This is a genomic window from Hyphomonas neptunium ATCC 15444 (assembly GCF_000013025.1).
Classification (GTDB): domain Bacteria; phylum Pseudomonadota; class Alphaproteobacteria; order Caulobacterales; family Hyphomonadaceae; genus Hyphomonas; species Hyphomonas neptunia.
On record NC_008358.1, the window covers coordinates 2,879,924 to 2,906,255 of the forward strand.

At 63.9% G+C, this 26,332-nt stretch carries 26 protein-coding genes, 1 tRNA gene and 1 riboswitch; of the genes, 20 read left to right on the forward strand and 7 right to left on the reverse strand.

The window, feature by feature from the left end; genetic code table 11:
• Window positions 1-12: 12 nt before the first annotated feature.
• From HNE_RS18120 to gcvPB, 6 genes are all read left to right on the forward strand, one after another.
• Window positions 13-1,077: an endonuclease/exonuclease/phosphatase family protein gene (locus tag HNE_RS18120; protein WP_011647694.1), complete on the forward strand. Its 1,065-nt coding sequence runs from the start codon at window positions 13-15 to the stop codon at window positions 1,075-1,077.
• A 129-nt stretch (window positions 1,078-1,206) separates the two neighbouring features.
• On the forward strand, window positions 1,207-1,983 hold the full coding sequence (locus tag HNE_RS13450; RefSeq protein WP_011647695.1) for an isocitrate lyase/PEP mutase family protein: 777 nt from the start codon (window positions 1,207-1,209) through the stop codon (window positions 1,981-1,983).
• 51 nt (window positions 1,984-2,034) lie between these two features.
• Window positions 2,035-2,126, forward strand: a riboswitch (glycine riboswitch).
• Window positions 2,127-2,273: 147 nt separating this feature from the next.
• Entirely contained in the window at window positions 2,274-3,428 is a 1,155-nt protein-coding gene (gene gcvT, locus HNE_RS13455) for a glycine cleavage system aminomethyltransferase GcvT (protein ID WP_011647696.1), read from the forward strand.
• An 18-nt stretch (window positions 3,429-3,446) separates the two neighbouring features.
• Window positions 3,447-3,818 carry a glycine cleavage system protein GcvH gene (gcvH, locus tag HNE_RS13460; RefSeq protein ID WP_011647697.1) on the forward strand — a complete coding sequence of 124 codons (372 nt, stop codon included), beginning with the start codon at window positions 3,447-3,449 and terminating at the stop codon, window positions 3,816-3,818.
• A gap of 4 nt (window positions 3,819-3,822) precedes the next feature.
• The gene (gene gcvPA / locus HNE_RS13465) at window positions 3,823-5,166 is read left to right on the forward strand and encodes an aminomethyl-transferring glycine dehydrogenase subunit GcvPA (RefSeq protein WP_011647698.1); all 1,344 of its coding nucleotides are present in this window, start codon (window positions 3,823-3,825) and stop codon (window positions 5,164-5,166) included.
• Complete coding sequence (gene gcvPB / locus HNE_RS13470) at window positions 5,166-6,737, forward strand: aminomethyl-transferring glycine dehydrogenase subunit GcvPB (protein ID WP_035592138.1); 1,572 nt, start codon at window positions 5,166-5,168, stop codon at window positions 6,735-6,737. Before gcvPA ends, gcvPB begins: the two co-directional genes overlap by 1 nt.
• Before the next feature lie 20 nt (window positions 6,738-6,757).
• On the opposite strand, the gene HNE_RS13475 is transcribed toward gcvPB, so the two are convergent.
• Window positions 6,758-8,122 carry an acyltransferase family protein gene (locus HNE_RS13475; protein WP_035592140.1) on the reverse strand — a complete coding sequence of 455 codons (1,365 nt, stop codon included), beginning with the start codon at window positions 8,120-8,122 and terminating at the stop codon, window positions 6,758-6,760.
• A 139-nt stretch (window positions 8,123-8,261) separates the two neighbouring features.
• Here HNE_RS13475 and HNE_RS13480 point away from each other — a divergent pair, with 139 nt between their 5' ends.
• From HNE_RS13480 to HNE_RS18610, 7 genes are all read left to right on the forward strand, one after another.
• Window positions 8,262-8,603 carry a hypothetical protein gene (locus HNE_RS13480; RefSeq protein ID WP_193334331.1) on the forward strand — a complete coding sequence of 114 codons (342 nt, stop codon included), beginning with the start codon at window positions 8,262-8,264 and terminating at the stop codon, window positions 8,601-8,603.
• Between the two features lie 95 nt (window positions 8,604-8,698).
• Complete coding sequence (locus tag HNE_RS13485) at window positions 8,699-10,102, forward strand: amidohydrolase (RefSeq protein ID WP_011647702.1); 1,404 nt, start codon at window positions 8,699-8,701, stop codon at window positions 10,100-10,102.
• On the forward strand, window positions 10,099-11,373 hold the full coding sequence (locus HNE_RS13490) for an amidohydrolase family protein (protein WP_011647703.1): 1,275 nt from the start codon (window positions 10,099-10,101) through the stop codon (window positions 11,371-11,373). The genes HNE_RS13485 and HNE_RS13490 overlap by 4 nt, the downstream gene beginning before the upstream one ends.
• A 165-nt stretch (window positions 11,374-11,538) precedes the next feature.
• Window positions 11,539-12,285, forward strand: a complete 747-nt coding sequence (locus HNE_RS13495) for a hypothetical protein (protein WP_011647704.1) — start codon at window positions 11,539-11,541, stop codon at window positions 12,283-12,285.
• Window positions 12,286-12,294: 9 nt separating this feature from the next.
• Window positions 12,295-12,711 carry a DUF1489 family protein gene (locus HNE_RS13500; RefSeq protein WP_011647705.1) on the forward strand — a complete coding sequence of 139 codons (417 nt, stop codon included), beginning with the start codon at window positions 12,295-12,297 and terminating at the stop codon, window positions 12,709-12,711.
• Window positions 12,712-12,843: 132 nt separating this feature from the next.
• A complete protein-coding gene (locus HNE_RS13505; protein ID WP_011647706.1) occupies window positions 12,844-13,968 on the forward strand; it encodes a hypothetical protein in 1,125 nt (374 codons plus the stop codon).
• A gap of 69 nt (window positions 13,969-14,037) precedes the next feature.
• A complete protein-coding gene (locus HNE_RS18610; RefSeq protein ID WP_011647707.1) occupies window positions 14,038-14,271 on the forward strand; it encodes a hypothetical protein in 234 nt (77 codons plus the stop codon).
• A gap of 3 nt (window positions 14,272-14,274) precedes the next feature.
• Here the strand turns inward: HNE_RS18610 and HNE_RS13515 are convergent, their stop codons facing one another.
• Window positions 14,275-14,673: a cupin domain-containing protein gene (locus HNE_RS13515; protein ID WP_035592146.1), complete on the reverse strand. Its 399-nt coding sequence runs from the start codon at window positions 14,671-14,673 to the stop codon at window positions 14,275-14,277.
• Between the two features lie 102 nt (window positions 14,674-14,775).
• Between HNE_RS13515 and HNE_RS13520 the strand changes: the two genes are divergently transcribed.
• Window positions 14,776-15,600: a sulfite exporter TauE/SafE family protein gene (locus HNE_RS13520; RefSeq protein ID WP_035592148.1), complete on the forward strand. Its 825-nt coding sequence runs from the start codon at window positions 14,776-14,778 to the stop codon at window positions 15,598-15,600.
• Here the strand turns inward: HNE_RS13520 and HNE_RS13525 are convergent.
• On the reverse strand, window positions 15,597-17,051 hold the full coding sequence (locus tag HNE_RS13525; protein WP_011647710.1) for a TrkH family potassium uptake protein: 1,455 nt from the start codon (window positions 17,049-17,051) through the stop codon (window positions 15,597-15,599). The two genes, HNE_RS13520 and HNE_RS13525, sit on opposite strands and share 4 nt — an antisense overlap.
• A gap of 139 nt (window positions 17,052-17,190) precedes the next feature.
• On the opposite strand from HNE_RS13525, the gene HNE_RS13530 reads away from it, so the two are divergent.
• The 4 genes from HNE_RS13530 to HNE_RS13545 all read left to right on the forward strand — a co-directional run bounded on the left by HNE_RS13530 (window position 17,191) and on the right by HNE_RS13545 (window position 19,755).
• Window positions 17,191-18,246 carry a Glu/Leu/Phe/Val family dehydrogenase gene (locus tag HNE_RS13530; protein ID WP_011647712.1) on the forward strand — a complete coding sequence of 352 codons (1,056 nt, stop codon included), beginning with the start codon at window positions 17,191-17,193 and terminating at the stop codon, window positions 18,244-18,246.
• Between the two features lie 86 nt (window positions 18,247-18,332).
• A complete protein-coding gene (locus HNE_RS13535) occupies window positions 18,333-19,163 on the forward strand; it encodes a universal stress protein (RefSeq protein ID WP_011647713.1) in 831 nt (276 codons plus the stop codon).
• Between the two features lie 24 nt (window positions 19,164-19,187).
• The gene (locus tag HNE_RS13540) at window positions 19,188-19,553 is read left to right on the forward strand and encodes a hypothetical protein (protein ID WP_011647714.1); all 366 of its coding nucleotides are present in this window, start codon (window positions 19,188-19,190) and stop codon (window positions 19,551-19,553) included.
• Between the two features lie 125 nt (window positions 19,554-19,678).
• A tRNA-Pro gene (locus tag HNE_RS13545) sits at window positions 19,679-19,755 on the forward strand.
• Window positions 19,756-19,781: 26 nt separating this feature from the next.
• On the opposite strand, the gene HNE_RS13550 is transcribed toward HNE_RS13545, so the two are convergent.
• The 4 genes from HNE_RS13550 to recA all read right to left on the reverse strand — a co-directional run bounded on the left by HNE_RS13550 (window position 19,782) and on the right by recA (window position 25,148).
• A complete protein-coding gene (locus HNE_RS13550; RefSeq protein WP_011647715.1) occupies window positions 19,782-20,669 on the reverse strand; it encodes an NAD(P)/FAD-dependent oxidoreductase in 888 nt (295 codons plus the stop codon).
• A gap of 4 nt (window positions 20,670-20,673) precedes the next feature.
• Entirely contained in the window at window positions 20,674-21,117 is a 444-nt protein-coding gene (locus HNE_RS13555; RefSeq protein WP_011647716.1) for an RrF2 family transcriptional regulator, read from the reverse strand.
• Between the two features lie 113 nt (window positions 21,118-21,230).
• Entirely contained in the window at window positions 21,231-23,876 is a 2,646-nt protein-coding gene (gene alaS / locus HNE_RS13560; RefSeq protein ID WP_011647717.1) for an alanine--tRNA ligase, read from the reverse strand.
• Between the two features lie 177 nt (window positions 23,877-24,053).
• Window positions 24,054-25,148 (reverse strand): recombinase RecA, encoded by a 1,095-nt coding sequence (gene recA / locus HNE_RS13565; RefSeq protein WP_035592150.1) that lies wholly within the window; start codon window positions 25,146-25,148, stop codon window positions 24,054-24,056.
• A gap of 155 nt (window positions 25,149-25,303) precedes the next feature.
• Between recA and HNE_RS13570 the strand changes: the two genes are divergently transcribed.
• Together HNE_RS13570 and HNE_RS13575 are read left to right on the forward strand one after the other, a co-directional pair.
• Window positions 25,304-25,513 (forward strand): DUF2093 domain-containing protein, encoded by a 210-nt coding sequence (locus HNE_RS13570; RefSeq protein ID WP_035592152.1) that lies wholly within the window; start codon window positions 25,304-25,306, stop codon window positions 25,511-25,513.
• On the forward strand, window positions 25,510-26,331 hold the full coding sequence (locus HNE_RS13575) for a hypothetical protein (protein WP_011647720.1): 822 nt from the start codon (window positions 25,510-25,512) through the stop codon (window positions 26,329-26,331). The genes HNE_RS13570 and HNE_RS13575 overlap by 4 nt, the downstream gene beginning before the upstream one ends.
• Window position 26,332 lies beyond the last annotated feature (1 nt).

The following is a 26,332-nucleotide window of genomic DNA, read 5'->3' on the forward strand; positions in this document are numbered from 1 at the left end:
GGGTGGGTGCACATGTGGCTGCGCAGAAGTCTCGTCTATGTCTCATTGTTAGTGATGCTGGCCGTGCTGTGGCTGGGCGTGGCAATCTTCGTGACGCTGAATGATCGCGGGATACCTGAGCGAAGGGTGGAGGTGGCAGAGCCCCTGCCCGCGGCCGAGGCGCCGCTCAAGCTGATGATCTGGAATATCGGCTATTCGGGGCTGGGCGAGGAATCCGATTTCCAGACCGATGGCGGCAAGATGCTGCGCCCGCCGAGCCGCGAGGCGGTGGAGAAAAACCTCGCCGGCATTCAGGCCGTGCTGCGCGAAGAGGCGCCGGATATTCTGATGATGCAGGAACTCGCCGCGCCGGGTTTCCTCACTCACACTGTCGATGTGCTCTCCGGCGTGAAGGACGCCCTGCCGGGTTATGGCATGGTGTTTTCCTCCGACATCCGCACGCGCCTGCTGCCCGGCCCGCTGGGCCTGCGCCATGGGCTGGGCACGTTTGCGAAGGTGGCGGGGGAGCGCACGAAGCTGGTGCGCCTGACCGAGGAGCCCGAGCCGATCATGGGCTTCATCCAGCGGCGCTATCATGTGCAGGTGACCGAGCTGGAAGTGTCCGGCGCGCCCTGGGTGATCATCAATGTCCACCTCTCCGCCTTTGATGAGGGCGCGGGCACGCGGATGCAGCAGGTGCGCGAGGTGCTCGACCTAGCCCAATCCCATTATCAGCAGGGCAAGGCCGTGGTGCTGGGCGGGGATTGGAACATGCGCCTGGCCGCGACCGACTTTGCCTATCAGAGCGACGAGAGCGCCCTCTTCTGGGTGCATGATTTTCCGCGCGATGCCCTGCGGCCGGGCTGGCAGATTGTCATCGACCCGGCGGTGGCGACCACGCGCACCAATGAGCAGCCCTACAAGAGCGGCGTGAACTATACGACGATCATCGACGGGTTCATTGCCTCCCCCAACGTGACGGTGGAGGCGGTGCGCGGGCTGGATCTCGGCTTTGCGATTACCGATCACCAGCCGGTGGTGGCGACCTTCCGCCTGGCCGGGCCGGAAACAGAAGAGCCCGCTGCGCCGGCTGAGTGAACCTTTCACGGTCGCGGCGTGCAGATTTGCCCGGACGCGCAAGAGACGCGCAAGAATCGGGTCGCAGGTGGCGCGGGCCTCTGGCATCCCCCGCCGCAACACATATGCCAGCTCAAGAGGACGCCCGACATGCCCACCCAGACCGAGAAACTTGCCCAATTTGCCAGCCTCCATGGCGGCGCCCAGCCTCTCGTGCTGGTGAACATCTGGGACGCGGGGTCTGCCCGCACAGTGGCCGCTGCGGGCGCCCGCGCGCTGGCGACGGGCAGCGCCTCGGTGGGCGGGGCGCTCGGCTTTGCCGATGGCGAGGCTGTGCCGCTCGATCTGGTGCTCGATCATGCCGCGCGGATCGTGGCGGCGGTAGACCTTCCCGTCTCGCTCGACTTTGAAGCCGGATATGCCGCATCGGCAGACGGCGTGGCGGCCAACATCCGCCGCGTTGTGGGCACAGGCGCTGTCGGCATCAACCTTGAGGATGGCTATCCCGCCGGCGATGGCGAGGGGGTGCGCGCTATCGGAGACGCCACCGCACGCATCGAGGCTGCGCGGGCCGCCGCCGACAGCCTCCTGCCCGGCTTCTGGATCAACGCCCGCACCGACATCTGCCTGCGCGCCAAGGCCGAGGACCACGCCGCCCATATCAATGACGTGATCGCCCGCGGCAAAGCCTATGCCGAGGCGGGCGCCAGCAGCTTCTTTGTGCCCGGCCTGCGGGATATGGCGCTGATTGCAAAGGTCTGCGCGGCGTGCCCGCTGCCGGTGAATGTGATGGCCGGGCCGGAGGCAGGCGGCTTTGGCGCGCTGGCAGAGGCGGGCGTGCGCCGTATCAGCTATGGCCCCTTTCCGTGGCGCGCGGCGATGGCAACGCTCACTTCTTTTGCAGAGCGCGCCGCCAAGGCAGGCTGACGTGCGGCAGCCCTTGCCGCGCCTCAGAATCCGGGCTAGCTGACCGTCATATATTCTCTTCCGGGAGAGAGCGGCATTCGGTAGCCGCCGCCGAAGGCGCAACCGCCCCGGAAACGCTCAGGCAAAAGGGCCGGAAGAGGATCAACACGCTGGAAAGAGGCTGAAACACGCCTCGCCGAAGGAGCAAGCCTGTCTTTGACGGGCGGAATCTCTCAGGCGCCCGGACAGCGGGGGCGACGGACCAAGGCAGCGCCCTCGCGCGCTGCGCCGTCACTCTATGAAAGGGCGCCATGTCAGAGGCCTCGACTGAAAACCTGAAGCGCACGCCGCTTTTCGACTCCCACGTCAAAATGGGCGGCAAGCTCGTGGCCTTTGCCGGCTATGAAATGCCGGTCCAGTTTGAAGGCGTGATGGCCGAACATATCTGGACACGCACGCAGGCGGGCCTGTTTGACGTCTCGCATATGGGCCCGTGCTTCCTCACGCTGGAAGCGGGCATCGGCGGCGGCGACGCGGCCCATGCCGAGATTTCCGCGCTCGTTGAAACGCTCGTGCCCTCCGACATCACCAGCCTCAAGCCCGGCCAGGCGCGCCTCACGGTTCTGCTGAACGAGGATGGCGGCATCCTCGATGATCTGATCATCACGCGACCCCTCGGCGAGGATGCGCAGGGCACGCTCTACATCGTCGTCAATGGCGCCATGAAGGAACAGGACTGGGCAATCTTCGAGAAAGCGCTGGCCGGCAAGGCCGTGCTGACCCGCGCGGACGACCGCATCCTTTTCGCGCTGCAAGGCCCCAAGGCCGTCGATGTGATGGCCGACTTTTTCCCCGGCTGCGAAGAGCTGACCTTCATGCAGCACATGCCGTTTGAAGTGAATGGCCAGCGCTGCATCGTCTCGCGCTGCGGGTATACCGGCGAGGATGGCTTTGAAGTTCTGATCCCGGCAGAAGCCGGCCTGCCGCTGATCGAAGAGATGTATACGGACGAGCGCGTGAAACCGATCGGCCTTGGCGCGCGCGACTCGCTGCGCCTGGAAGCCGGGCTTTGCCTTTATGGGCATGATCTTAATCCCGAAATCTCCCCCATCGAGGCAGACCTTGCCTGGGTCATCCAGAAGCGCCGGCGCGAGGCGGGTAACTTCCCCGGCGCCGAACGCATCCTCCGGGAACTGAAGGATGGCCCGGCGAAAAAGCGCGTCGGCATCCGCCCGCTGGAGCGCGCCCCGGCCCGCGAAGGCGCTGAAATCCAGATCAATGGCGAGACCATCGGCGTTGTCACCTCCGGCGGCTTTGGCCCGACTTATGACGCGCCCGTTGCCATGGGCTATGTGGCCGCCGCGCATGCCGCGCCGGGCACGAAGATCGACCTTATCGTCCGCGGAAAGGCCCGGCCCGCCGAAGTGGCCGCCCTCCCGTTCGTTCCACAAAACTATAAACGCTAGACCTGCAGGGGCACGCACATGACCACCTACTACACCAAAGATCATGAATGGGTTCGCGTCGAAGGCGACACCGGCACTGTGGGCATCACCTCCTACGCCGCCGGACAGCTCGGCGATGTTGTCTATGTTGAGCTTCCTGAAGCCGGCGCGAGCCTTGCCAAGGGCGACGGCTTTGCCGTTGTCGAAAGCGTGAAAGCTGCTTCGGACGTGTATGCGCCAATTTCCGGCGCCGTTCTGGAATCCAATACCGGTCTTGCCGACGCGCCTGAAAAGGTCAGCGAAGCGGCCGAGAGCGATGCCTGGTTCGTCCGCGTCAAGATTTCGGACACTGCCGAGCTTGAAGGCCTGATGGATCTGGCCGCCTACACTGAATATTGCGAAGGGCTCTGATTACATGCGCTATCTGCCGCTCACGCCTGAGGACCGCGCCAACATGCTGGCGACCATCGGCGCGAAATCCGTCGATGATTTTTACACAGACGTTCCAGACGCCGCCCGCCTGAAGGGCAAGATTGCCGGCCTGCCCGACCATCAGGGCGAACTGGCCGTCGAGCGGCACCTGACGAAGCTCGCGGCGAAGAACCGCTCGGCCTCCTCCGGGCCGTTCTTCGTCGGCGCGGGCGCCTACAAGCATCATGTGCCCGCCACGGTGGACATGATTATCCAGCGTTCGGAATTCCTGACGACCTACACGCCCTACCAGCCCGAAATCGCACAGGGCACGTTGCAGACGCTGTTTGAATTCCAGACACAGGTGGCCAGCCTCACCGCAATGGATGTGGCCAACGCCTCGATGTATGACGGCTCCACCTCCTGCGCCGAGGCCGCCGTGATGGCCGCCCGCGTCACCCGCCGCAAGAAGATCATCCTCTCGGGCGGCCTGCACCCGCATTATGCCGCTGCTACCCGCCTGCTGGCCGAGGCGCAGGGCCTGACGGTGGTTCAGCTGCCCGTCGCCATTGATGGCGAGGGAGAGCTGGCAAAGGCCGTGGACGGAGAAACTGCCTGCGTCATCGGCCAGAGCCCGAACGTCTTCGGCACGGTGACCGATCTCTCTGCCGTGGCGGACGCCGCCCATGGCAAAGGCGCGCTGCTCGTCTCGGTGTTCACCGAAGCCGTCAGCCTCGGCCTCGTCACCCCGCCCGGCGAAATGGGCGCAGACATCGCTGCGGGCGAAGGCCAGTCGATTGGCAATGGCCTCAATTTCGGCGGGCCATATGTGGGTCTCTTCTCCTGCCGCGAAAAGCTCGTGCGCCAGATGCCCGGCCGCCTCTGCGGCGAAACGGTGGACGCCGATGGCAAGCGCGGTTTCGTGCTGACGCTCTCGACCCGCGAGCAGCATATCCGCCGCGACAAGGCGACTTCCAACATCTGCACAAACTCCGGCCTCTGCGCCCTCGCCTTCACGTCCCACATGACGCTGCTGGGCGGGAAGGGTCTGAAACAGCTCGCTGAGCTCAACCATGAAGCGGCCATTGAACTCGCCGATGCGCTCGGCGCCGTGAAAGGCGTCGAAATCCTCACCCCGCGCTTCTTCAACGAGTTCGCCATCCGCACACCGATGGACGCCGAAGCCGTCCTCGCGATGCTGGACGAAGCCGGCGTGGTCGGCGGCGTGCGCGCCTCGCGCCTCTTCCCCGGCGACCATCTGGGCGACGTGATCCTCGTCGCGGCGACCGAATGCACGACGGCAGATGATATTGCTGCCTACACCGACGCTCTGAAGGAGATCATCTGATGTCCATGAACTCCACCGGCCGCCCCACGGCGCCCACCTCCGTCTCCGCCGCCGCCATCGAGACCATTTCCGGCTCGCGCGGGCTTCTTCAGCATGAAGATCTTCTCTTCGAGATCGGCACGCCTGAGACCACCGGCGTTGACCTGCCCAAACCCAAGGGCCTGAAAAGCCGTCTCGGCGGCGTGGCCCGCAAGGTGGATACCGGCCTTGCCGGCCTCTCCGAGCCTCAGGCCGTGCGCCACTATATGCGCCTCTCCCAGAAGAATTATGCCATCGATCTTGGCCTCTTCCCGCTGGGCAGCTGCACGATGAAACACAATCCGCGCCTCAACGAAAAGATGGCGCGCCTGCCCGGCTTTGGCGACATTCACCCCCTCCAGCCACAGGCGACCGTTCAGGGCGCGCTGCAGCTGATTGATGAACTCGCCACCTGGCTGAAAACGCTGACCAATATGCCGTCCGTTGCCATGAGCCCGAAAGCGGGCGCCCATGGCGAGCTTTGCGGCCTGCTGGCCATCCGCCAGGCGCTGATCGCGCGCGGCGAGGGCGATGTGCGCAAGCGGATGCTGGTGCCAGAGTCCGCCCACGGAACAAACCCTGCGACCGCCGCCCAGTGTGGCTTCACGGTGGACGAGATCAAGGCCAACAAGCGTGGCCGCGTGGATATGGCAGACCTTAAAGCGAAGCTGGAAAAGTCCGAGGATGTTGCCGGCATCATGCTGACCAACCCGAATACCTGCGGCCTCTTCGAAACAGACATCCGCGAGATCGCCGACCTGATCCACAAGGCTGGCGGCTATTTCTATTGCGACGGGGCAAACTTCAACGCCATCGTCGGCCGCGTGCGCCCCGGCGACCTTGGCGTCGATGCGATGCACATCAACCTGCACAAGACCTTCTCCACGCCTCATGGCGGCGGCGGGCCGGGCTCTGGCCCCACGGTGTTCTCTGACGCACTGGCGCCTTATGTGCCCGTGCCGTTCGTGACCAAGGATGATGATGGCATCTACCGTCTCGTCGAACAGGTGGACGGGGAAGCCAGCGAGAGCTTTGGCCGCATGGTCGCCTTCCATGGCCAGATGGGCATGTTCGTGCGCGCCCTTGCCTATATCCTGAGCCATGGCGCCGACGGCCTGAAACAGGCGGCCGAAGACGCCGTCCTCAACGCCAACTACATCCAGGCCCGCCTCAAACACGTCATGAGCCCCGCCTTTGACGGCTATTGCATGCACGAGGCGCTCTTCTCCGACGCCTTCACCGCAGACGGCATCGAAACCATCGACATCGCCAAAGCCCTCATCGATGAAGGCTATCATCCGATGACGATGTATTTCCCGCTGGTGGTGCATGGCGCGATGCTGATCGAGCCGACGGAGACCGAGTCCAAGGCCGAACTTGACCGGTTCTGCGACGCGCTGGAATCCATCGCCCGCCGCGCCGCGCAGGGCGACGACACGCTGAAAGGCGCGCCCTACCTCGCCCCGATGCGCCGCCTGGACGAGACCCGCGCCGCGCGCAAGCCGGTGCTGAAATGGACCGCTGAAGACACCAGCAAGGTGGCCGCCGAATAGGCAGCACCTTCTGGCCTCACTCAGACTTCACGAGCACGGCGGCTGTCAGGAAACAGCCGCCGTCTCACAATCCGGAACAGGGTAAGCGCCGGACGCTCGACCAGCATGTAGCCGGTCCAGCCCGCCATCAGCGCGCCGAGGAAGACCGCCACAATGTAGAGAAGGTCGTCCGCAATGCCGGGGCTGCCGAGAACGAAAGGCGCGGCCCAGTCGCCCGCCCCCGCCAGCCATCGCTGCGCGAAGATCACTCCGCCGATGGCAAAGATGTGCCCCAGATAGATGGAGTAGGACCAGTCGCCGATATGCACGCCGCCTGTGTAGAGCGCCTCCAGCGGCCGGCGCAGGCGGTACATCAGCCCCGGCGCGCGTTGCCCGCCCAGCCAGCCGAGCCCCAGCACGCCCGCAGCTGCCACCAGCCCGGCAGCCACCGCCACCAGCGTTGCCCCGCCGCGCAGCGACGCCGCGCTGGCCGGTGAAAGCCCGTGCATCTGGAAGACCGCCGCACACACGATCACCGCCGCCGCCACCGGCACCAGCCAGATCAGCCGCCCGTGATGTTCCAGCCCCGCAATGCCGTAGATCAGCAGAGCGCCGGGTATGCCAAAGGCCAGCACCCGGCCCCATTGATAGGCATAGGGCGTCAGCTCTCCCTGCAGGCAGAGATTTGCCGTGAACCAAAGCGCCGCCCCAAGCGTTATGAACCCAGACCGGGCGACAAAACCCGAACTGACCATCAGGCCGATCATGGCCCCGAAGATGAATTCCATCGTCAGGGGGTGGAGCGCCAGCGTGAGCAGGTCGACCGCGTAGGGCTGAGACAGGCCGGCGAGCGACGCGCCCACGATCACGATGCCCCATGCCAGCAGCGCAAAGGGCAAGGCCGCGCGCGGCAGCAGAAGCAGCCCGGCAAAGACGAGGTAGAAATACATCTCGTGCATCAGCGTCCAGCCAAGGCTGAGCACCGGCAGGTCTATCTGGGGCACGAGGAAAAAGGATTTGAGCAGGAACAGATGTCCGCTGCCATCCTGGATCGCGGCGCGCCAGGCCGGATCGTTCGCATCCGGAACATGAAGGAAAATATAGTAAGCCGCCGCCAGACCCGCCGCCGCCCACCAGAGCGGATAGATGCGTGTTACCCGTGAGAACAGGAACTCGCCCACCCCGGCCATACCCGGCCCGGCGCGCCGGGTAACCCAGACCATGATGAATCCGGAGATAACAAAAAACAGGTCCACCCCGGCATATCCGCTCGCAAATATGCCGCCCAGCAGGGCAGATGCGGAATTTTCAGGGCCGGCAGTGAGGAGCTGTAAACCCCAGGCGTGATAGAACACGACGAGCAGAGCCGCGATGCCGCGCAGAAGCTGGATAGACTGAAGCTTCATGTCCGGCGGGGCCAACTCTCTGTGCGTTCAAGGCTGAAATTATCGAAGGTGTAGCAATGAGGTCACGCCCTTGCCAGACTTTCGACACATCTGATGCGTTACTCTGGTATCCAACAACTCCAAACCTATGTTGATCGCCATGACCCACGAAACAGCGCCCCTCCTCAGCCAACCGGTATATCTGCCGCCCAAGCCCATCCATGTCCTGCGCAACGGTGTGAACGTTGCTGCGCGTCAGGTGCTTGCGGTTTCCGGTCTGGGCATGATCGCGCTGGCCATCCCGGTGGGGGTCGCCACGCCGTTCATTCCGGTGGGTCTGCCGATGGCGATCGTCGGCGTCGTGCTGCTCGGCCGGAACGCCGTCTGGGGCCGCCGCTGGATGGAAGGCGTGATGGCTCGCCATCCGCGCCTGGAACGCATGGCGCCCAACTGGCTGATGCGCAGCGTGTTCGGTCGCGAAAAGCGGGTTGTGTCAGAATAATCTGCATCCGGGCCAAACCTGCCCTCAAGACCTTGCAAGCCTGAGCAAACTTTGCCCTCATAGGGGCTAGGGATTAGCTGACTTGCGGGGCATTCATGAACAAGTTGCTGTTGAGCGCGGGCGCAGGCCTCTGCCTGGTGTTGAGCGCCTGTGGAGGCGCGGGCGGCGGAAAGAAGGATGAGGCGGCCTCCGGCATCTTCGATCCGTTTCCGTCCACCTACGCTGCCTACCCGTCCGGCGCGACGCTCATCACCGGCGCCACGGTGCTCGATGGCAAAGGTGGCCTCATTGAAGGCGGCAAGGTTCTCATCGAAGGCGGCAAGATCACGGCGGTCGGCGCAGACGTGACCGCCCCGGACGGCGCCGCCACGATCGACGCTGCGGGCAAATGGGTCACCCCCGGCATCATCGACAATCACAGCCATTTGGGCGCCTACCCGTCACCGGGCGTGGAAGCCCACGGCGATGGCAATGAAGTCTCCGGCCCGGTAACTGCCGAGGTCTGGGTCGAGCATTCCGTCTGGCCGCAGGACCCCGGCTTCACCCGCGCGCTGGCAGGGGGCATCACCTCGCTGCAGATCCTGCCGGGCAGCGCCAACCTCTTCGGCGGGCGCGGCGTGGTGCTGAAGAACGTTCCTGCACGGACAGTCCAGGACATGAAGTTTCCCGGCGCCCCGCACACGCTGAAAATGGCCTGCGGAGAAAACCCCAAGCGCGTCTATGGCTATGGCCGGGGCACATTCCCCGGCGGCGCGCCCTATTCCCGCATGGGCAATGTCGCAGGCTATCGCACGGCCTGGATACAGGCGCGCGAATACAAGAAGAAATGGGAAGCCTTCGCGGAAGGCGAAGGCGACGAGCCCCTGCGCGACCTGGAACTGGAAACGCTGGCAGGCGCGCTCTCGGGCGACATCCTCGTCCATATGCACTGTTACCGCGCCGACGAGATGGGCGTCATTCTCGATCTCTCCAAGGAGTTCGGCTACAAGGTGGCGGCCTTCCACCACGCCGTGGAGGCCTACAAGATTGCCGACAAGCTGGCAGAGTACGACACCTGCTCATCCATGTGGGCCGACTGGTGGGGCTTCAAGATGGAGGCCTATGACGGCATCCGCGAGAACATCCCGATGGTCCACAATGCCGGCGCCTGCGCCATCGTCCATTCCGACAGCGACATCGGCATCCAGCGCCTCAATCAGGAAGCCGCCAAAGCCTGGTCGGATGGCAAGCGGGCAGGCATCGACATTCCCATCGAAGTGGCCTGGCAATGGCTCTCGCTGAACCCCGCCAAATCCCTGGGCATTGATGACAAGACCGGTACGCTCGAGCCCGGCAAGATGGCCGATGTGGTCGTCTGGTCGGCAAACCCCTTCAGCGTCTACGCCCAGGCCGAGAAGGTCTATATCGACGGCGCGCTGATGTATGACCGCGACGATCCTGCCATCCAGCCCGTCATGGACTTTGAACTCGGCCAGCCTGGCGAAGGAGACCGTAAATGATCCGCCCCCTGATCCTTTCCCTCGCCGCGCTCGCCCTTGCCCCAATTGCATTGGCCCCGGCGGCCCTCGCCGAGCCTGTCGCCATCCTCGGCGAAAAGGTCTGGACCGGAACCGCGCAAGGCACCCTCACCAACGGGGTCGTCGTGATTGATGAAGGTGAGATCGTCTCGGTCGGCACGGGCACAGCCCCCGCCGGCATGGCGACGATCGAGGCCGAATGGGTCACCCCCGGCCTGATCTCCGCCTTCTCGCGCACCGGCATCACCGAAGTGCCCGGCGAACGCTCCGCCAACGACACCGGCGCCAGCGCGTCGCCTTTCTCCGCCGCCCTCAACGCCGCCGATGGCTTCAACCCTGACGCCACCCCGATTGCCGTCACCCGGCTTGAAGGCTTCACCCGCATCGCGGTTGCGCCGGACGCACGCGCGAAACTCTTCGCCGGGCAGGGCTTCCTGGCTGACACCAGCGGCCTGCCCGGTTCGGTCTTCGAGGAACGCGCCTTTGCCTTCCTCGTGTTGGGCGAGCGCGGCGCGTCGCTCTCGGGCGGCTCGCGGCCTGCGGCCTGGACCGCCCTGCGCGGCGCCTTTGACGACGTGCGCTTCTTTGGCGCCCGCTACATGACCCATAATGACGGCAACGTGCTGACCCGCATGGATGCCCAGGCTCTGATGCCGGCAGTTAAGGGCGAGCAGCTGATCCTGATCGAGGCCCGCCGCGCCAGCGACCTGGAAGCCGTCATGGACTTCAAAGAGGAAAACCCGATGCTGAAGGTTGCCATCGTCGGCGCCGATGAAGGCTGGCGGGTAGCCGACCGGCTCGCGGCAATGAACATCCCGGTGATCGTCGACGCGTTCTCAAACCTTCCGGCGAGCTTTTCCCAGCTGGCGGCAACCAGTGAAAACGCTGGCCGACTGGCTGAAGCCGGCGTCACCGTTGCCATCGTGAACCTGGATGATGACAGCCATCAGGCGCGCCTCGCCACGCAGATTGCCGGCACGGCGGTGGCCAATGGCCTGCCCTTTGACACGGCCATGCAGGCCCTGACGACGGCGCCCGCCGAAATCTTCGGCATGGAAGGTCTCGGCGTTCTCGCCCCCGGCGCGCGCGCCGATGTGGTGGCCTGGGACGGCGACCCGCTGGAGGTGACGTCGGCGCCAACGGCCGTGTTCATCGACGGGGTGAGCGAGCCGATGGAGTCGCGCCAGACCAAACTGCGCGACCGCTATCTCAGCCTCGACACAAGCGAGCGCCCGCTGGCCTACAAACATTAAATCCGCCGCCGAAGGCTTCTTGTTCAACTCCCGTAAATGTTGGACGCGCAAGCTTGAGGCGGGTGGACGCTGAGATTGCCTGAAAATGCGCGGCCGGGACTGGCCGCCGCGAAGTTGCCGCAATCTGTCCAGATGAGTTGCCACCGGTAGTGACGGGACGAGTAAATGCTGCTGCACGTTATCCTTGCCTCTCTGTCGATGGCGACAGGCACCGGGCCAATGGATGCCGCGCTGGAGGCAACCGAAGCGCCCGACACGCTGCGCGCCGCGTTCACCGTGGAGCTGCGCTCGCAAACCGCCCGGCACGTCTATTCCTTCGATCCGCGAGACCCCAAAGGCGCCCGCTGGAAACTGCTCATGCGGGAAGGCCATGACGAGGAACTCGACGCAGTGGCCGCCAACTGGGCGAGCGAACCTGCCCCAGATGGCCGCCTCTTCCCGGATGATCTGCGCGCCTGCCTCGGCCAGACCGTTCAGGTGAACACCGAAGGCCATGCCTGGCGCGTCGGCTTCCGCCACCATCCCAATTACAATGACAACGAGTTCGACCGCTGGGCGGCCGAGCGCCTGCAAGCCAATGCCCTGCTCGATCCGGTCGGCGAGCGCTTCCTGCAGATCGACTATACGCTGCCCAAGGCCGTGAACGTGCCCAATGGCGGCAAGCTGACCCGCTATAACCAGACCTATATCCTGAGCACCGAGCCGCGCTGGGGCTTCTCCTACGTGTCCGGCTTTGCCATCGACCTGGAAGCCCGCGCGGCCTTCAAGCGCATCACCCGCAGCTATCAGGCCGAAGTGACCGACGTGCAGTTCTTCTTCGCCAGCCCGGAAGCCGAACGCGCCTTCCTCGACCGTCAGGCCCAGATCACCGAAGTGAGCCTGCCCACTGGATTTGGCGCGCCCCTCCGCTAGGTTGGGTTCATGACGATTCACATGGTGAAACTCTGCGTCGGCGCTGACGACATCGACGACCTGGCCGACTGGCAGGCGCGCCTGATGAAGAAGCTGCCTGCGCCGGTCCACCACACCCGCATGGCCCCCAAGCGCGCCGACGAGATGCTGAAAGGCGGCTCGATCTACTGGGTCATCAAACGCGCCATCCGTGTGCGCCAGCGCATCATCGACATCCGCACCGTCAAGGATGAGGACGGCAAGGACATGTGCGAGCTGGTCTTCGACCCCGAGCTCGTGCGCACCTATGCCCAGCCCAAGCGGCCCTTCCAGGGATGGCGCTATCTGAAACCGGAGGAGGCGCCGCGCGATCTCAATTCGGGCGAAGTGGCGGTTGACCTGCCGGCCGACCTGGATGCCGCGCTCAAGAATGCGGGCGTCTGGTAGCGGGCATTTGCCGGGTCTGATCTGTCCCGATTTGTCCGGTTTTGTCCGGTTTTGTCCGAGTTTGTCTGGGCCCTGACCCGGTTTGCCCCGTTTCTGCGCCTCTTAATGTGTGGAAGTTTGGGGACGTGACACATGAAAATCTGGACCGCACTGGCGCTTGGCGCCGCGCTTGCGCCGCTTCTGGGGGCCTGCGCCACGCCGCGCGCCACCTCGCCGATCACGCAGGATACGCTGACCTATTCCAACGAGGTCGCCACCGCCCAGCAGCGCCAGTTGCTGCTGAATATCGTGAAACTGCGCTACAACGACCCCGTCAGCTTCGTGGAAATCCAGACCCTGACCACCGAGGATTTCTCCGGCCGGGGCGGCAGCCTCACCAGCGCCATCGGCCTGGATGACGGCCCCTTCACCGAAGTGCTCGCCGGGGACGCCGGCTTCCAGCGCTCGGAAACCCCCACAGCCGTCTACAACGTGCTGCGGGGCGGGGCCTATGCCCAGCAATTGCTGCAGCCGGTGGCCCCGGAATCGATCTTCCTGCTCAGCCAGTCAGGCTGGAGCGTGGAGCGGCTGATGCTGTGCTGCGTCGCGCGTATCGGAGACGTGGACAATGCCCGCGCCGCCGCGGGGCCAACGCCGGAAACCGTGCCGGATAACTCTGCGTTCCGCGGCCTCGCCCGCCTGATGCGGCGCCTGCAATTGTCCGGCGATCTGCTGGTGCAGGTGATGAATGATGACGAGGACAAGGCCGCCCGTGTCGTCATCACCTGGCATACCGGATCAGACGATGGCGAAGCGCTGGCCCGCCTGTTCAAAGAACACGATGCGGCCGCCGAGTTCACGGTGGAAGACGGCCTCTATTCGGCAGAGCTTGCCACCCGGTCCACCCGCAAGGGCGACTCGCCCCTGCGCGGGCGCAGCGTGCTCGGCATGATGGCCGCCCTCTCCCACGCGGTGGACATTCCGCCGGAACACGAGGATTTCGTCATCCCTATCAACGGGCCCGATGCGGCGCCCACGCCCTGCGCGCCGGTCGGCGTGTGGACGCATGTTCTGGGCGACTATTTCGGCGTTTCCTGGAGCGTCGAAAAACCCCTGACGGCGGCGGTGTCCGTGCCCTATCGCGGTGTGTGGTTCTCCATCGACGACACCTGCAAATCTGCCAAATCCACGCTGGATCTGATCGGCCATCTCTACGCCTTGCAGGCGGGCCTCAGCGCGGAAGGCAGCCGGGAGACCCTGCTGCTGATCGGCGGGTGAGGCCTTGATAATGGAGCGCCCGTAGTTGAGAGGAGAGGATCAGAGTTTCCGCTTCAGAAAGGCGTTGCCATGCCCCAGTTCGACATGATCCTCCTCACCCCGCAGCAGGCCGAAGGCGCCGATGTTCTTGAGCACACCGCCGGCAAGCCGGTGCGGGAAGGCGGCGGCGACGAAACCCATCGCTGCGGCGCCTGCAAGACCAAGCTGATGATCAACGTCGCCCACCGTGATGTGCATGGCGTCGTGATCCAGTGCGGAAAATGCGGTCGCCTCAATACCGAGGCCCACCACCACCATCACTAGAGATCAGCGCGGCCGGTGCTCGGTTCCGAGGCCGGCCGTGATGAACAGCGCCGTTGCGCTGCCCTCGACATCTGCCGTGTGCCAGACGCCCGGCGCGTTGATGGCGTACTCGCCCGCCTCCAGCGTGACCGTATCTGTGCGCCCATCGGGCCATTCCTGGATCAGCGTCAGGCGGCCTGCCGTGCAGAGCACAACTTCATGGCCCTGCGGGTGCATCTCCCATGAAGTCCAGGGCTCGGTGAAGGTATAGAGGCTGACCAGCCGGCCTTCCCGGCCATCCTCGGCATCGTAACGTTCGCCGTAAGCGTCATACCAGGACATATCGGTCATCTCTGGCTGCGCTATGGCGGTGGCGCCCAGCCCCAGATGGACCGGATTGCGGAACAGGTTGGCTTTGGTCATGGCGCGCTCCCTTGCCTCTTGGCGGGAGTGTCGCCATGGCTGATGAGACGGTCAAGTTCTGGTCAGTCGACAGCGCCGCAACCGGGGGCTAAAGCGCGAGACATGATGGATTTTCTGAGCGCCTATGGCCCCATGCTGATCGCGCTGGCGATTGCGGGCCTGTTTGCAGGGCTCGCCGCCGGTCTGTTCGGGATTGGCGGCGGCGTGGTGATCGTGCCGGTGCTGTTCTTCCTGCTCGATAGTCTGGGCTATACCGAAACGGCAATGCATGTGGCCGTCTCAACCTCGCTCGCCACCATCATCCTCACCTCGGTGCGCAGCGTGATGGCGCACAACAAGCGCGGCGCGGTCGACTGGCGCATCATCCGCACCTGGTCGCCCTGGATCGTGCTGGGGTCGGTGATCGGCATTCTGCTGGCGGGGTACTTCTCCAAACAGGTCATGCTCGGCATTTTCGGCACCGTGCTGATCCTGTTTGCCGCGCAGTTCTATTTCGGCCGGCCCGGCTGGAAACTCGCCCCTGAAATGCCGGTAGGCATCCTGCGCGCCGCTATCGGCGCCTTCAATGGCGCGCTCTCCTCGATCATGGGCATTGGCGGGGGCACACTGGGCGTGACGCTGATGACGCTGTGCGGCATGCCCATGCACCGCGCGGTGGCCACTGCGGCCGGCTGGGGCGTGGCCATCGGCTTTCCCGGCGCGATCGCGGCCATGATTGTTGGCTGGGGGCGGGACGGGCTGCCGCCCTTTTCGGCCGGCTTTGTCAACCTGCCCGCCTTTGCGCTGATTTCGGTGTTCACCGTGCTGATGGCGCCGGTCGGCGCGGCGTTGGCACACAAGCTGGACGCGGACCGGCTGCGCCGCCTGTTCGGCATTCTGCTGGGGCTGGTTTCGCTGCGGATGCTCTGGCAGGCGCTCGGACTTTAGCCGCGCCAGAAGCGGCCTGTCAGCACCACGAACACCGCGACAAATTCCAGACGGCCCAGCAGCATGGCGGCCGAGCAGACCCATTTGGCAAAATCCGTCACCGAGGCGAAGTTCGTGGATGGGCCAACATCCGGGCCCAGTCCAGGACCGACATTCGACACCATCGTGGCGGACGCTGAAATAGCGCCCAAAGCATCCAGACCGGTAAAGGAAAGCAAGGCCGCAACCACCATGAAGGTGGTGAGATACAGGAACATGAACACCATGACCGATTGCAGCGTCTCTTCATCCACCGGCTTGCCCGCATAGCGCACCGGTGTGCGCCGGTGCGGCTGGACCATGCGCTGGGACCAGGCGATCAGTGCCTTGGCGGTAATCTCCAACCGGAACATCTTCATGCCGCAGGAGGCCGAGCCCGCGCATCCGCCCATGAAGGTCGCCAGCAGGAAGATGATGATCGCCGGCTGGCCCCAGGTGTCATAGGCGGTCGAGGCGTAGCCTGTGCCGGTCATGACGGAGACGATGTTGAAGACCGTCTCGGTTATACCGTGGAAGATATGATCAAAGATCGGCGGCTCGACCACAGCTTCATGCCAGATGACGATGGTGGCGGAAAAAAACAGCAGCAGCGCGAAATAAAGCCGGGGCTGGGGATCGCGCAGCATCGGACTGATGCGCCCCTGCAGCACCAGCATGGTGAGCAGCGCGAAGGGCAAGCCGGCCAGCGCCATGAAGAAGATGGCCGGCGCCATGGCGGGCTGAAGGTTTTCATGGCCGAATGAGGCGTCGTAATTGGCAAAACCCCCGGCCGACACCGTCGACATGGCATGCACGATCGCGTCGAACCAATTCATGCCCGCCAGGCTGTAGGAAAAGGCGCAGGCCGACGAGATGATCAGGTAGGTCAGGCCCATATAGGCCGCGATGTCCTTGATACGTGGCAGGAACTTGCCCGTGATGTCAGAGCTTTCGAGCTGGAACAGCTGCATACCGCCGACCCGGAGCTGGGGCAGGATCGCCACGGCCGTCACCACGATGCCGATACCGCCGATCCATTGCAGGATACCCCGCCAGAGCAGCAGCCCGCGTGGCATGTTATCCAGGCCCGAAAGCGATGTGGCGCCGGTTGTGGTAAGGCCCGACACGGACTCGAAGACCGCATCTGTGACGGAAATGCCCGAGACCACGAATGGCACCGCTGCCACCGCTGGCACCAGCACCCAGACCGCTACGGTCAGCAGAAATGTCTCCCGCTGGCCAATCTTCGGGTCCCCGCCACGGGCGAGCACCCAGAGCAGGCAGCCGACGAGTCCGGAGGAGAAGGATGAAAACCAGAAAACGTGGGCTTCGTCGCTTCCATCAGCCAGATCGAGCAGCGCGCAGGGCAGCATCGCCCCGGCAAGGAGGACCGTCATGATGCCGAGAGCAAGGAGGACCGGGCGAAGCTGCATTCGGCGGGCACCTTAAGCCCCAATCCCTGAAAAGGTGTCAATATGATACGGCCTGCGCTGGCGGCGCCAGTTGACGCTTCGGCGCCCACCCGGCTACAGCGCTGACAACCGTTTCAGTTGCAACCATTTCCGGCACATCATGTTTGATCACCCCTCTTTTGACGCCCATGAGGGCGTTCATGCCTTTCACGATGCGCAAAGCGGGCTGAGAGCCATTATTGCCGTTCATTCCACGGCGCTGGGCCCGGCGGCCGGCGGCTGCCGGATGTGGAATTATGCCAGCGGCGACGCGATGCTGACCGACGCGCTGCGCCTGTCGCAGGGGATGAGCTTCAAGAACGCCATGGCGGATCTGCCGCTGGGCGGGGGCAAATCGGTGATCTGGGGCGACCCGCGCAAGGACAAGTCCGAGGCGCTTTTCCGCGCCTTTGGCCGCGCCGTCGAAAGCCTTCAGGGCCAGTATTACACGGCCGAAGACGTTGGCATCGACACATCCGACATGGCGCTCGTGCGCAAGGAAACGCGCTATGTGGCCGGCCTGGATGAAGGCGCCGCCGCCAGTGGCGATCCCTCGCCGATCACCGCCATGGGCGTTTATCTGGGTATCAAGGAAGTGGCCAAGCGACTTTACGGATCAGATGACCTCTCCGGCCGGATCGTGGCTGTGCAGGGGGTCGGCTCTGTCGGCGCGCATGTGTGCGAGCATCTGGCCAAGGATGGCGCAAAGCTCATCATTTCCGACATCGATCAGGAGGCGCTGAAGGATGTGTCCACCCAGACCGGCGCCACAGTCGTTCAGCCTGATGACATCTATGATGTGGAAGCCGACATCTTCTCGCCCTGCGCGCTGGGCGCGGTCATCAACGAGAAGACACTGGAGCGGCTTCAGGTCAAAGGCGTGGCGGGCGCAGCGAACAACCAGCTGGTCGTGCCGGAAATGGGCGAACTGTTGCGCCGCAAAGGCATTCTCTATGCGCCAGACTATGTCATCAATGGCGGCGGGATCATCAATGTGGCCGCCGAAATCTCCGGCAACTATTCGCGCGAATGGGTTGATGGGAAGCTCGCCCGCCTGATCGAGACGCTGGGCGAGGTGCTCGACGAGGCCCTCTCCACCAACCAGCCCGCGAACGCGGTGGCCGACCGGATCGCCCGGAAACGTATTGCGGACGCCAAAGGCCTCGCGCCTAAGTAGACTTCCCTAGTCCGGAACCATGCCTCTGCTGTTACGTTCATGTTATAACTCCCGGCTGGGAGTGGTTGAACAGCAGGAGAGAGCCCATGTCAGTCGTTGCAATGCTTCAGGGCACACCGGAAACGGATGTGGAGACAACCCGGTCAGCGCTCGCCATGGCGCAAAAGCTTGGCACAAGCCTGGTCGGGCTGTGTGCGCTGCCTGATCCCCAGGCCGCCGTCATGCTGGTTACCACGCCGGAATCCACGGGGCTGACCGCAGCAGCGGCCACAAACATCATCGAGTTGCAGAAGGAAATGCTGGAGAAGGCCGAGGCCGCTTTCCGCCAGGGCGTGGGCGTGACGCCCGGCGTTGAGAGCGTATTCCTGCATCAGGTGGCCAATGCCGAAGCGGCCGCGGCGAGCGCCGCGACGCTGGCGGATGCCATCATTTTTCCCCGCAATGCCGCGCGCAGCGGTGAGCCGCTCTCCATCGCGTTTGATCATGTGATGATGGATGCCCGCCTGCCATTGGTTCTGGCGGGCACGGCCGCCTACACGCCCGGCCCGGTCATCATCGGCTGGGATGGCTCCAATGGCGCAGCCCGCGCGCTGCGTTTTCATATTCCGCTGCTGAAAGCGGCCGGAGAAGTCATTATCGCGCAGAACCGCAAGGACGCAGAGCGCGATGGCGCCCGGCCGGGCATCGAGCCTGGATCCCTGGAAGACTGGCTGAAACGTAAGGGCATCAAGTCCAGCGTTTCCCCGATTGAGGGCGAAGTATCTGCCGCCCTGCTGGCGCTGGCCAAGGGCAGTGGCGCAACGCTGATCGTGGCAGGCGCCTACGGCCATTCACGCATCGGCGAACGCCTGTTCGGCGGCACCAGCAAGCGCCTTCTCAGCGCCGATGAGGCCCCGGCCCTGGCGCTTGCCCGTTAATCCACACTGTTCCTGGAGCTTCCCATGTCGCTGATGCGCATATCCCTGCAACTGGCCCTCAACCCCGGCGCCGACGCCGTTTCCGGGCAAGGCTATACGCTGATCGCCCCCCTGGCGGCCGACGGGCGCCTGGATGTGGAGGGATGGCGCGAGAACCGCAAAGACTGCCGTGTCTTCCGGCTGCACCCCGATCCGGCGCAACGGGCCGACGGATGGCTGACCCATCGCGGCAATAACTGGTTCTTCCGCTATGACGAGGAAGAAGAAGGCGACGACGAAAGCGTTCACCGCCTGGGCGATCATATTTTCCGCGAAGGCGAATACATCACTGTCGCGTATCACGGCGAAACACCGCTGACTTACAAGGTGGTCGACATCGCCAGCATTTGACTTTCCCGCACTGGGCGAGCGGCGCGGGAGGGGCGCCCGGAAACCGCTTTTGCCCCTTGAAAAATCCCCGGCCCGGCGTAAACAGCCGTGCTTCGGGCTGGCCAGAGCCACCCGGCGATGGACGGCGGAGTGTAGCTCAGCCTGGTAGAGCACTAGCTTCGGGAGCTAGGGGCCGGAGGTTCGAATCCTCTCACTCCGACCATCGACCCCGATGCGCCAGCGCCGCCCCTAGAGCAGAAGCGACCTGTGAACCATTATGCCCGTCAAGGCACCGTCACCGACAGCCAATGAAACCGAGTGAGGCACATGCGCGGCGTCCCCGCACGCATACGTGCCAGGCACGCTTGTCTCCTTCATGTCATTTCGCCGGATCTGCGTTCCGAAAGGTGTTTCTTCGAGGGCGCAACCGAGTTGCTGCGCAATGGGCGTTGCCGGCGCATTTCGCGAGGCTGTGAAGAGGCCGGCAAACGTTAAGCGTTGCCCGCCTTCGATCACAACCTCTGCCCGGCCTTCGATCCGGATGATGGGCGCCGCCTCGATCCGCACACGGCGGGCTTCCAGCCTGGCGCGCGCCGCGCCGTCCGGCTCAAATACGCCGTTCAGGAACAAGGTGACATCGCCCCATTCCGTCAGGAATTCCGCCTGGTGGAGTGACATGGGACTGGTCGCAATGACGCCGATCTTGCCCTGCGCAAGCTCATAACCGTGGCAATAGGGGCAGTGGAACACATGCTGCCCCCAGCGCTCTGCCAGGCCTTCAATTTCCGGCAATGTATCGCTGACCCCTGTTGCGAAAATCAGGCGCGCGGCTTGATACCGGCCGCCGCTCCAGCTGCGGACATGGAAGCCGCCATCATCCTCAAGTTTAGCCGCCTCAAGCGCTACATCTTCCAGCCAGTCCAGCGTGGGATAGGCTTCAAGCTGTTTGCGGGCCTCTGTGGCAATCGCGGCGGGGTCGGCGCCGTCCTGTCCGAGAAAGCCGTGGGAGCTGCCTGCAAACCGGTTTCGCCGCTGGCCGGCATCAATCACCAGCACTTTCCGGCGCGCACGCAGCAGCTGGAGAGCAGCGGCCATACCGGCGTAGCTGCCCCCTATGACGATCACGTCATGACGCATGGGTCTATCCTTTTTGGAGTTTGTAATCCTTGAACCGCCGCGTGAATTCCGCCGCGAGATCAGCAAGCGTCACCGACGCGAACCGCTCGAGCAGCAGCGCTTCGGCTTCGGCAAAGGCGGAATCGAGCACGGAGTTGACCGATTGTTCGACAAGGCATTCGGGCGTTTCATGCCGGTTGCCGATGGCAAAGACCGTTGGCTCGCCAAGTGCCTCATGCAACTGGCGCAGCGTGAGCCTGGCGAGGTCTGCTTTAATCCGCCAGCCGCCGGAATGTCCGCGCTCGGAGGAGACGAACCCCGCCTCGCGCAGCAGGCCCATGGTGCGGCGGACGACGACCGGGTTGGTCCGCATGCACACGGCAAGTTCGTCGGAGGTCATCGGGCGGTCCTGCTCTGCCATATGCAGAATAGCATGCAGAACGGAGGAAAGGCGGCTGTCTCTTTTCATGTAACTTCATTTATTACTTATTCGGCGATCTTCAAGCCCGCACATGAAAAAAGGCGGCAGGTATCTCTACCTGCCGCCCTGATTTCAGAGAAACGGAGCCCGTTTATGGGCAATCAGCCTTTGAGGGCTGCCCTCACCGCTTCCAGCGCCTCATTGGCCTTGTCGCCATCCGGGCCGCCGGCCTGCGCCATGTCTGGCCGCCCGCCACCGCCCTGGCCACCGATGGCCGCCGCGGCAGCCTTCACCAGCTCAACGGCAGAGAATTTCTCCGTCAGATCTTTGGTGACGCCGATGGCAACGCCGGCCTTGCCGCCATCCACGCCGACGAACACGACGACGCCGGAGCCGATCTTTGACTTGGCCTCATCCACCAGCGCGCGCAGCTCCTTGCCGCCAACGCCTTCGGCAACGCGGGCAATCAGATTGACGCCATTGATGACTTCCGGGCCAGCGGGCGCGCCGCCGCCCCCGCCCATGGCCAGCTTGCGCTTGGCTTCGCTGAGCTCGCGCTCCAGAGTGCGGCGCTCCTCGGTCAGGGAAGCAACGCGGCGGGGAAGATCCTTGAGCGGAACTTTCAGGCTTTCGGCAACGTCCGCAGCGATCTGCGCGCGGCCTTTGAGATAGGCCAGAGCTTCTGCGCCCGTGGCCCCCTCGATGCGGCGGATGCCGGCAGACACACCGCCCTCCGACAGGATCGTGAAGACGGCAATATCGCCCGAGCGGGAAACGTGGATGCCCCCGCACAGCTCAACCGAATAAGGACGCCCACCTTCACCGGCGTCGCCCATCGACAGCACACGGACTTCATCGCCATATTTCTCACCGAACAGGGCAAGTGCGCCTGCTTCGATCGCCTTATCCGGCGTGGTGACCTTGATGCCGGTTTCGATATTGGCACGGATCTGGGCGTTGACCTCATCCTCGATGGCTTCCAGCTGGGCCGCCGTGACCGGGGCGCCGTGCGAGAAGTCAAAGCGGAAGCGGTCCGCCTCAACGAGGGAGCCCTTCTGCGTGACATGAGGCCCAAGCACCTTGCGCAACGCAGCATGCATCAGGTGGGTCGCCGAATGGTTTGCCATCACGGCCTTGCGGCGGGCGGCGTTGACGCTCATCTGCGCCTTCATGCCGGTCTTCACAGAGCCGGAAACAAGCTCGCCGATATGCACATGCAGATCGCCTGCACGCTTTTGCACGTCGCGCACGACGAACCGGGCGCCGTCTTCAAAGACGATCTCGCCATGGTCGCCCGCCTGGCCGCCGGATTCGGCGTAGAAGGGCGTGGCATCAAAAACGAGCTCAGCCGGACCCGCCGTGACCGTTTCAATCAACGCGCCACCCGCAGCGATGGCAATCAACCGGCCTTCGCCTGCCGTGCTGGAATAGCCGGTGAACTTCGTCGGGCCTTTTTCATCGCGGACGGAGAACCAGATTTCTTCAGTCGCCTGATCACCCGACGAGAAGCCGCCAGCGCGGCTCGTCTCGCGCTGCGCATCAAGGGCGGTTTCAAAGCCGTCCACATCCACTTCAATCCCGCGCCCACGCAGGATGTCCTGCGTCAGGTCCAGCGGGAAACCGAACGTATCCGACAGGCGGAACGCGACGTCACCGGGCAGCGCCTCGCCGGGAGACAGCTCCGAAGCGGCCTTGTCCAGCAGGCTGAGGCCGTTGCCCAGCGTGCGCTGGAAACGGGCCTCTTCCTGTTCGATGGCGGCCTCGATGGCCACCTGGGCGCGGCCAAGTTCGGGATAGGCCTTGCCCATCTCGGCGACCAGCGCCGGCACCAGCCGGTGCATCTGCGGCTCGCGCGCGCCCAGCATGTGGCCATGGCGCATGGCCCGGCGCATGATCCGGCGCAGCACATACCCCCGGCCCTCATTCGACGGAAGGATACCGTCTGCCACAAGAAAAGCCGATGTGCGCAGATGATCTGCAATCACGCGGAAGGAGGCGGTTTTGTCTCCGGAGGCCTTTTGTCCATAGACTTCTTCTTCGGCCGCGATCAGCGCCCGGAAGAGATCAATGTCGTAATTATTATGAACGCCCTGCAGAACGGCCGCGACGCGCTCCAGACCCATGCCGGTATCAATCGACGGCTTGGGCAGATTCGTCCGCTTGCCGCCTTCATGCTGTTCGAACTGCATGAAGACGAGGTTCCAGATTTCGATGAACCGGTCACCATCTTCATCCGGGCTGCCCGGAGGGCCGCCGGCAACCTTGTCGCCATGATCGAAGAATATCTCCGAGCACGGGCCACAGGGGCCGGTATCGCCCATCGACCAGAAATTGTCGCTGGTGGCGATGCGGATGATCCGGGAATCGTCAAGGCCGGCGACCTTCTTCCAGATGGCGGGGGCCTCTTCATCCTCGGCATAGACGGTGACCAGGAGGCGTTTGGCGTCAAGGCCATATTCCTTCGTCACCAGCTCCCAGGCGAGGGCGACCGCATCATCCTTGAAATAATCGCCGAAGGAGAAGTTCCCCAGCATTTCAAAGAAGGTGTGATGGCGGGCGGTGTAGCCGACATTGTCGAGATCATTGTGCTTGCCGCCAGCCCGGACGCATTTCTGCGAGGTGGTGGCACGCGGCGCGAAGGGTTTCTCCGCGCCGGTGAAGATGTTCTTGAAGGGGACCATGCCCGCATTCACGAACAGGAGCGTGGGATCGTTCTGCGGCACAAGCGGCGCGGAAGGGCGCCGGGCATGCCCGTTTTTCTCGAAAAAGCCGAGGAAAGTTTCCCGAATATCATTAACGCCGTTCATGTGTCGTTTCTGGCCCTTGCCGGTTCAACAGATGGATATGCCGGAATCAGACAAGAAACCGGCACAAGATTACACCGGCGATATAAAGCCCCCTTTGCGGCCCGCCAAGCTCAGGCGTACCGCAAAGGGGGGAATCTTCCGGTCAGGAGATCAGATAGGGACCGGAAGCTTCGAATGTCAGCCCTCGGCGGCCTCGGCGTCATCATCGCCTTCACCAGCCACCATACCGGCAGACAGGAGCTCTTCTGCGAGAAGACCCGCATTCCGGCGAACCGCATCTTCAATCTCGTTTGCGACCGCCGGGTTATCCTTGAGGAATTGCCGTGCCTTTTCGCGGCCCTGGCCAATACGCTCCCCGTTATAGGAGAACCAGGAGCCCGATTTTTCCACGACATTCGCCTTGACGCCGAGATCCACAAGCTCGCCCGTCTTGGAGATGCCCTCACCATAAATAATATCGAATTCGACCTGCCGGAAAGGCGGAGCCACCTTGTTCTTCACAACCTTGACGCGCGTCTGGTTGCCGATGACCTCCTCGCGGTCCTTGATCTGGCCGATGCGGCGGATGTCGAGGCGTACAGAAGAGTAGAATTTCAAGGCGTTACCGCCTGTCGTCGTCTCCGGGTTGCCAAACATCACACCGATCTTCATCCGGATCTGGTTGATGAAGATGACCATGCATTTCGACTTGGAGATCGAGCCGGTCAGCTTGCGCAGCGCCTGGCTCATCAGGCGGGCCTGCAGGCCGGGAAGCTGGTCGCCCATCTCGCCTTCAATCTCCGCACGCGGGGTGAGGGCCGCAACCGAGTCGATGACCACAAGGTCCACAGCGCCCGAACGCACGAGCGTATCGGCAATCTCAAGCGCCTGTTCGCCAGTATCTGGCTGAGAGATCAGCAGATCGTCCAGATCGACGCCGAGTTTCGAGGCATAGACCGGGTCAAGCGCATGTTCTGCGTCGATAAAGGCGCAGACGCCGCCATTCTTCTGGGCTTCGGCTACACAATGCAGCGACAGCGTGGTCTTGCCGGAGCTTTCCGGGCCAAAAATCTCGATGATCCGGCCTTTGGGCAAACCGCCAATGCCGAGCGCAATGTCGAGCCCCAGCGAGCCGGTCGAAACCGCCTCGATATCCAGGGTTTTCTTGTCGCCGAGGCGCATGACGGAGCCCTTGCCAAAGGACCGCTCAATGTTGCCGAGCGCCGTTTCGAGGGCCTTTTGCTTATCCACACCGGATTCCTTGTCCACGAGAATGAGAGCAGGTTTGGTCACGAGTCGTCTCCTTTGGTCTACCATGAGGGCCGGTTTGGCAAGGCCCCCGAATGCCATCTCAAACGTGGATGTACCATGTTTGTTCTGGAGAACAAAGCAGAAACTTATGAACAGTGAGACTTTCCTTAGCACGCTTTTTCAGGCAGGGTGACTTCATGCTCACACGACCCGGCTCCGACGGCGGCGAAGCCCGTCTCATTTATGGTGATAATGATTTCGAGCAGGTCTCTGCCGGAAGCTATGTGACCTGCGCGGTCACGGGCCGGAAAATCCCGCTGGGCGCCGTGCGCTACTGGAGTGTGGACCTTCAGGAAGCCTATTGGGACGCCGAAGCGGCCTCGCAGAGGCTGGCGCCCAAGCCTTGAGCAACCCGGCGGCGCGTAACGCCATTGCGCAGCATGTCGAAGACTGGATTTCCACCGCAATTACGGTCGCCCCCGCAGGCCATATTCCTCTGCTTTTCCTGTCGGGCGCGCAGGGGTCGGGGAAATCGACCGCGCTGAGACAAGCCGCCGCATCCCTCACCGCGCCTGTGGCCATCGCCAGCCTCGACGATTTCTACCTGACCCGGACTGCGCGCGCGCACCTTGCCAACACCATAAGCCCCCTGCTGGCCACGCGCGGGCCGCCCGGCACACATGATCTTCCCCTGCTGCGCGCCACGCTCGCCAGTCTGCGCGCGGCGAGCGACCGGTCGGCAACGTCCATCCCAGTCTTTGACAAGCTCGCCGATGATCGCGCCGCCTCCAGCGCGTGGCGCGTTTTCCAAGGCCGCCCGGCGGCCATCGTGATCGAAGGCTGGCTGATGGGCGCGCTGCCGGATGCGACTGCGCCATCGTCCGCGCCGCTCAATGAGGTGGAGGCGCAAGACCCTGCCGGCACATGGCGCCGCTTTCAGGAAGAGGCGCTGGCGGGCGGCTATGCCAGGCTATGGGATGAAGCTGATGGTTTCTTCCACATCCTTGCGCCCGGCTTCGATACGGTGCTCGGCTGGCGGCTGGAGCAGGAGGCGAGTCTCTGGCAGGCGCGTGGCACGCCCATGCCGGAAGACCGGCGCGCCTGGGCCGCCCGCTTCATCCAGTACTATGAACGTATCACCCGCCGCATGCTCGAGGGCGGACGCCGTCCGGGGACGGATCTTCTTATTGACGGGAACCGGTGCGGTCTGCCGCCGCCTCCCTGAA

Bases quoted from the DNA above. Each gene is read 5' to 3' on its own strand.
- alaS (WP_011647717.1), bottom strand. From the start codon at position 23,876: ATGAACGGCGTTAATGATATTCGGGAAACTTTCCTCGGCTTTTTCGAG.
- HNE_RS18120 (WP_011647694.1), top strand. From the start codon at position 13: ATGTGGCTGCGCAGAAGTCTCGTCTATGTCTCATTGTTAGTGATGCTG.
- HNE_RS13530 (WP_011647712.1), top strand. From the start codon at position 17,191: ATGTTTGATCACCCCTCTTTTGACGCCCATGAGGGCGTTCATGCCTTT.
- HNE_RS18610 (WP_011647707.1), top strand. From the start codon at position 14,038: ATGCCCCAGTTCGACATGATCCTCCTCACCCCGCAGCAGGCCGAAGGC.
- HNE_RS13540 (WP_011647714.1), top strand. From the start codon at position 19,188: ATGTCGCTGATGCGCATATCCCTGCAACTGGCCCTCAACCCCGGCGCC.
- HNE_RS13570 (WP_035592152.1), top strand. From the start codon at position 25,304: ATGCTCACACGACCCGGCTCCGACGGCGGCGAAGCCCGTCTCATTTAT.
- HNE_RS13535 (WP_011647713.1), top strand. From the start codon at position 18,333: ATGTCAGTCGTTGCAATGCTTCAGGGCACACCGGAAACGGATGTGGAG.
- gcvPA (WP_011647698.1), top strand. From the start codon at position 3,823: ATGCGCTATCTGCCGCTCACGCCTGAGGACCGCGCCAACATGCTGGCG.
- HNE_RS13550 (WP_011647715.1), bottom strand. From the start codon at position 20,669: ATGCGTCATGACGTGATCGTCATAGGGGGCAGCTACGCCGGTATGGCC.
- HNE_RS13485 (WP_011647702.1), top strand. From the start codon at position 8,699: ATGAACAAGTTGCTGTTGAGCGCGGGCGCAGGCCTCTGCCTGGTGTTG.
- HNE_RS13525 (WP_011647710.1), bottom strand. From the start codon at position 17,051: ATGCAGCTTCGCCCGGTCCTCCTTGCTCTCGGCATCATGACGGTCCTC.
- HNE_RS13475 (WP_035592140.1), bottom strand. From the start codon at position 8,122: ATGAAGCTTCAGTCTATCCAGCTTCTGCGCGGCATCGCGGCTCTGCTC.
- HNE_RS13500 (WP_011647705.1), top strand. From the start codon at position 12,295: ATGACGATTCACATGGTGAAACTCTGCGTCGGCGCTGACGACATCGAC.
- HNE_RS13490 (WP_011647703.1), top strand. From the start codon at position 10,099: ATGATCCGCCCCCTGATCCTTTCCCTCGCCGCGCTCGCCCTTGCCCCA.
- HNE_RS13515 (WP_035592146.1), bottom strand. From the start codon at position 14,673: ATGACCAAAGCCAACCTGTTCCGCAATCCGGTCCATCTGGGGCTGGGC.
- HNE_RS13520 (WP_035592148.1), top strand. From the start codon at position 14,776: ATGATGGATTTTCTGAGCGCCTATGGCCCCATGCTGATCGCGCTGGCG.
- HNE_RS13480 (WP_193334331.1), top strand. From the start codon at position 8,262: ATGACCCACGAAACAGCGCCCCTCCTCAGCCAACCGGTATATCTGCCG.
- HNE_RS13495 (WP_011647704.1), top strand. From the start codon at position 11,539: ATGCTGCTGCACGTTATCCTTGCCTCTCTGTCGATGGCGACAGGCACC.
- gcvT (WP_011647696.1), top strand. From the start codon at position 2,274: ATGTCAGAGGCCTCGACTGAAAACCTGAAGCGCACGCCGCTTTTCGAC.
- HNE_RS13555 (WP_011647716.1), bottom strand. From the start codon at position 21,117: ATGAAAAGAGACAGCCGCCTTTCCTCCGTTCTGCATGCTATTCTGCAT.
- gcvPB (WP_035592138.1), top strand. From the start codon at position 5,166: ATGTCCATGAACTCCACCGGCCGCCCCACGGCGCCCACCTCCGTCTCC.
- gcvH (WP_011647697.1), top strand. From the start codon at position 3,447: ATGACCACCTACTACACCAAAGATCATGAATGGGTTCGCGTCGAAGGC.
- HNE_RS13505 (WP_011647706.1), top strand. From the start codon at position 12,844: ATGAAAATCTGGACCGCACTGGCGCTTGGCGCCGCGCTTGCGCCGCTT.
- HNE_RS13450 (WP_011647695.1), top strand. From the start codon at position 1,207: ATGCCCACCCAGACCGAGAAACTTGCCCAATTTGCCAGCCTCCATGGC.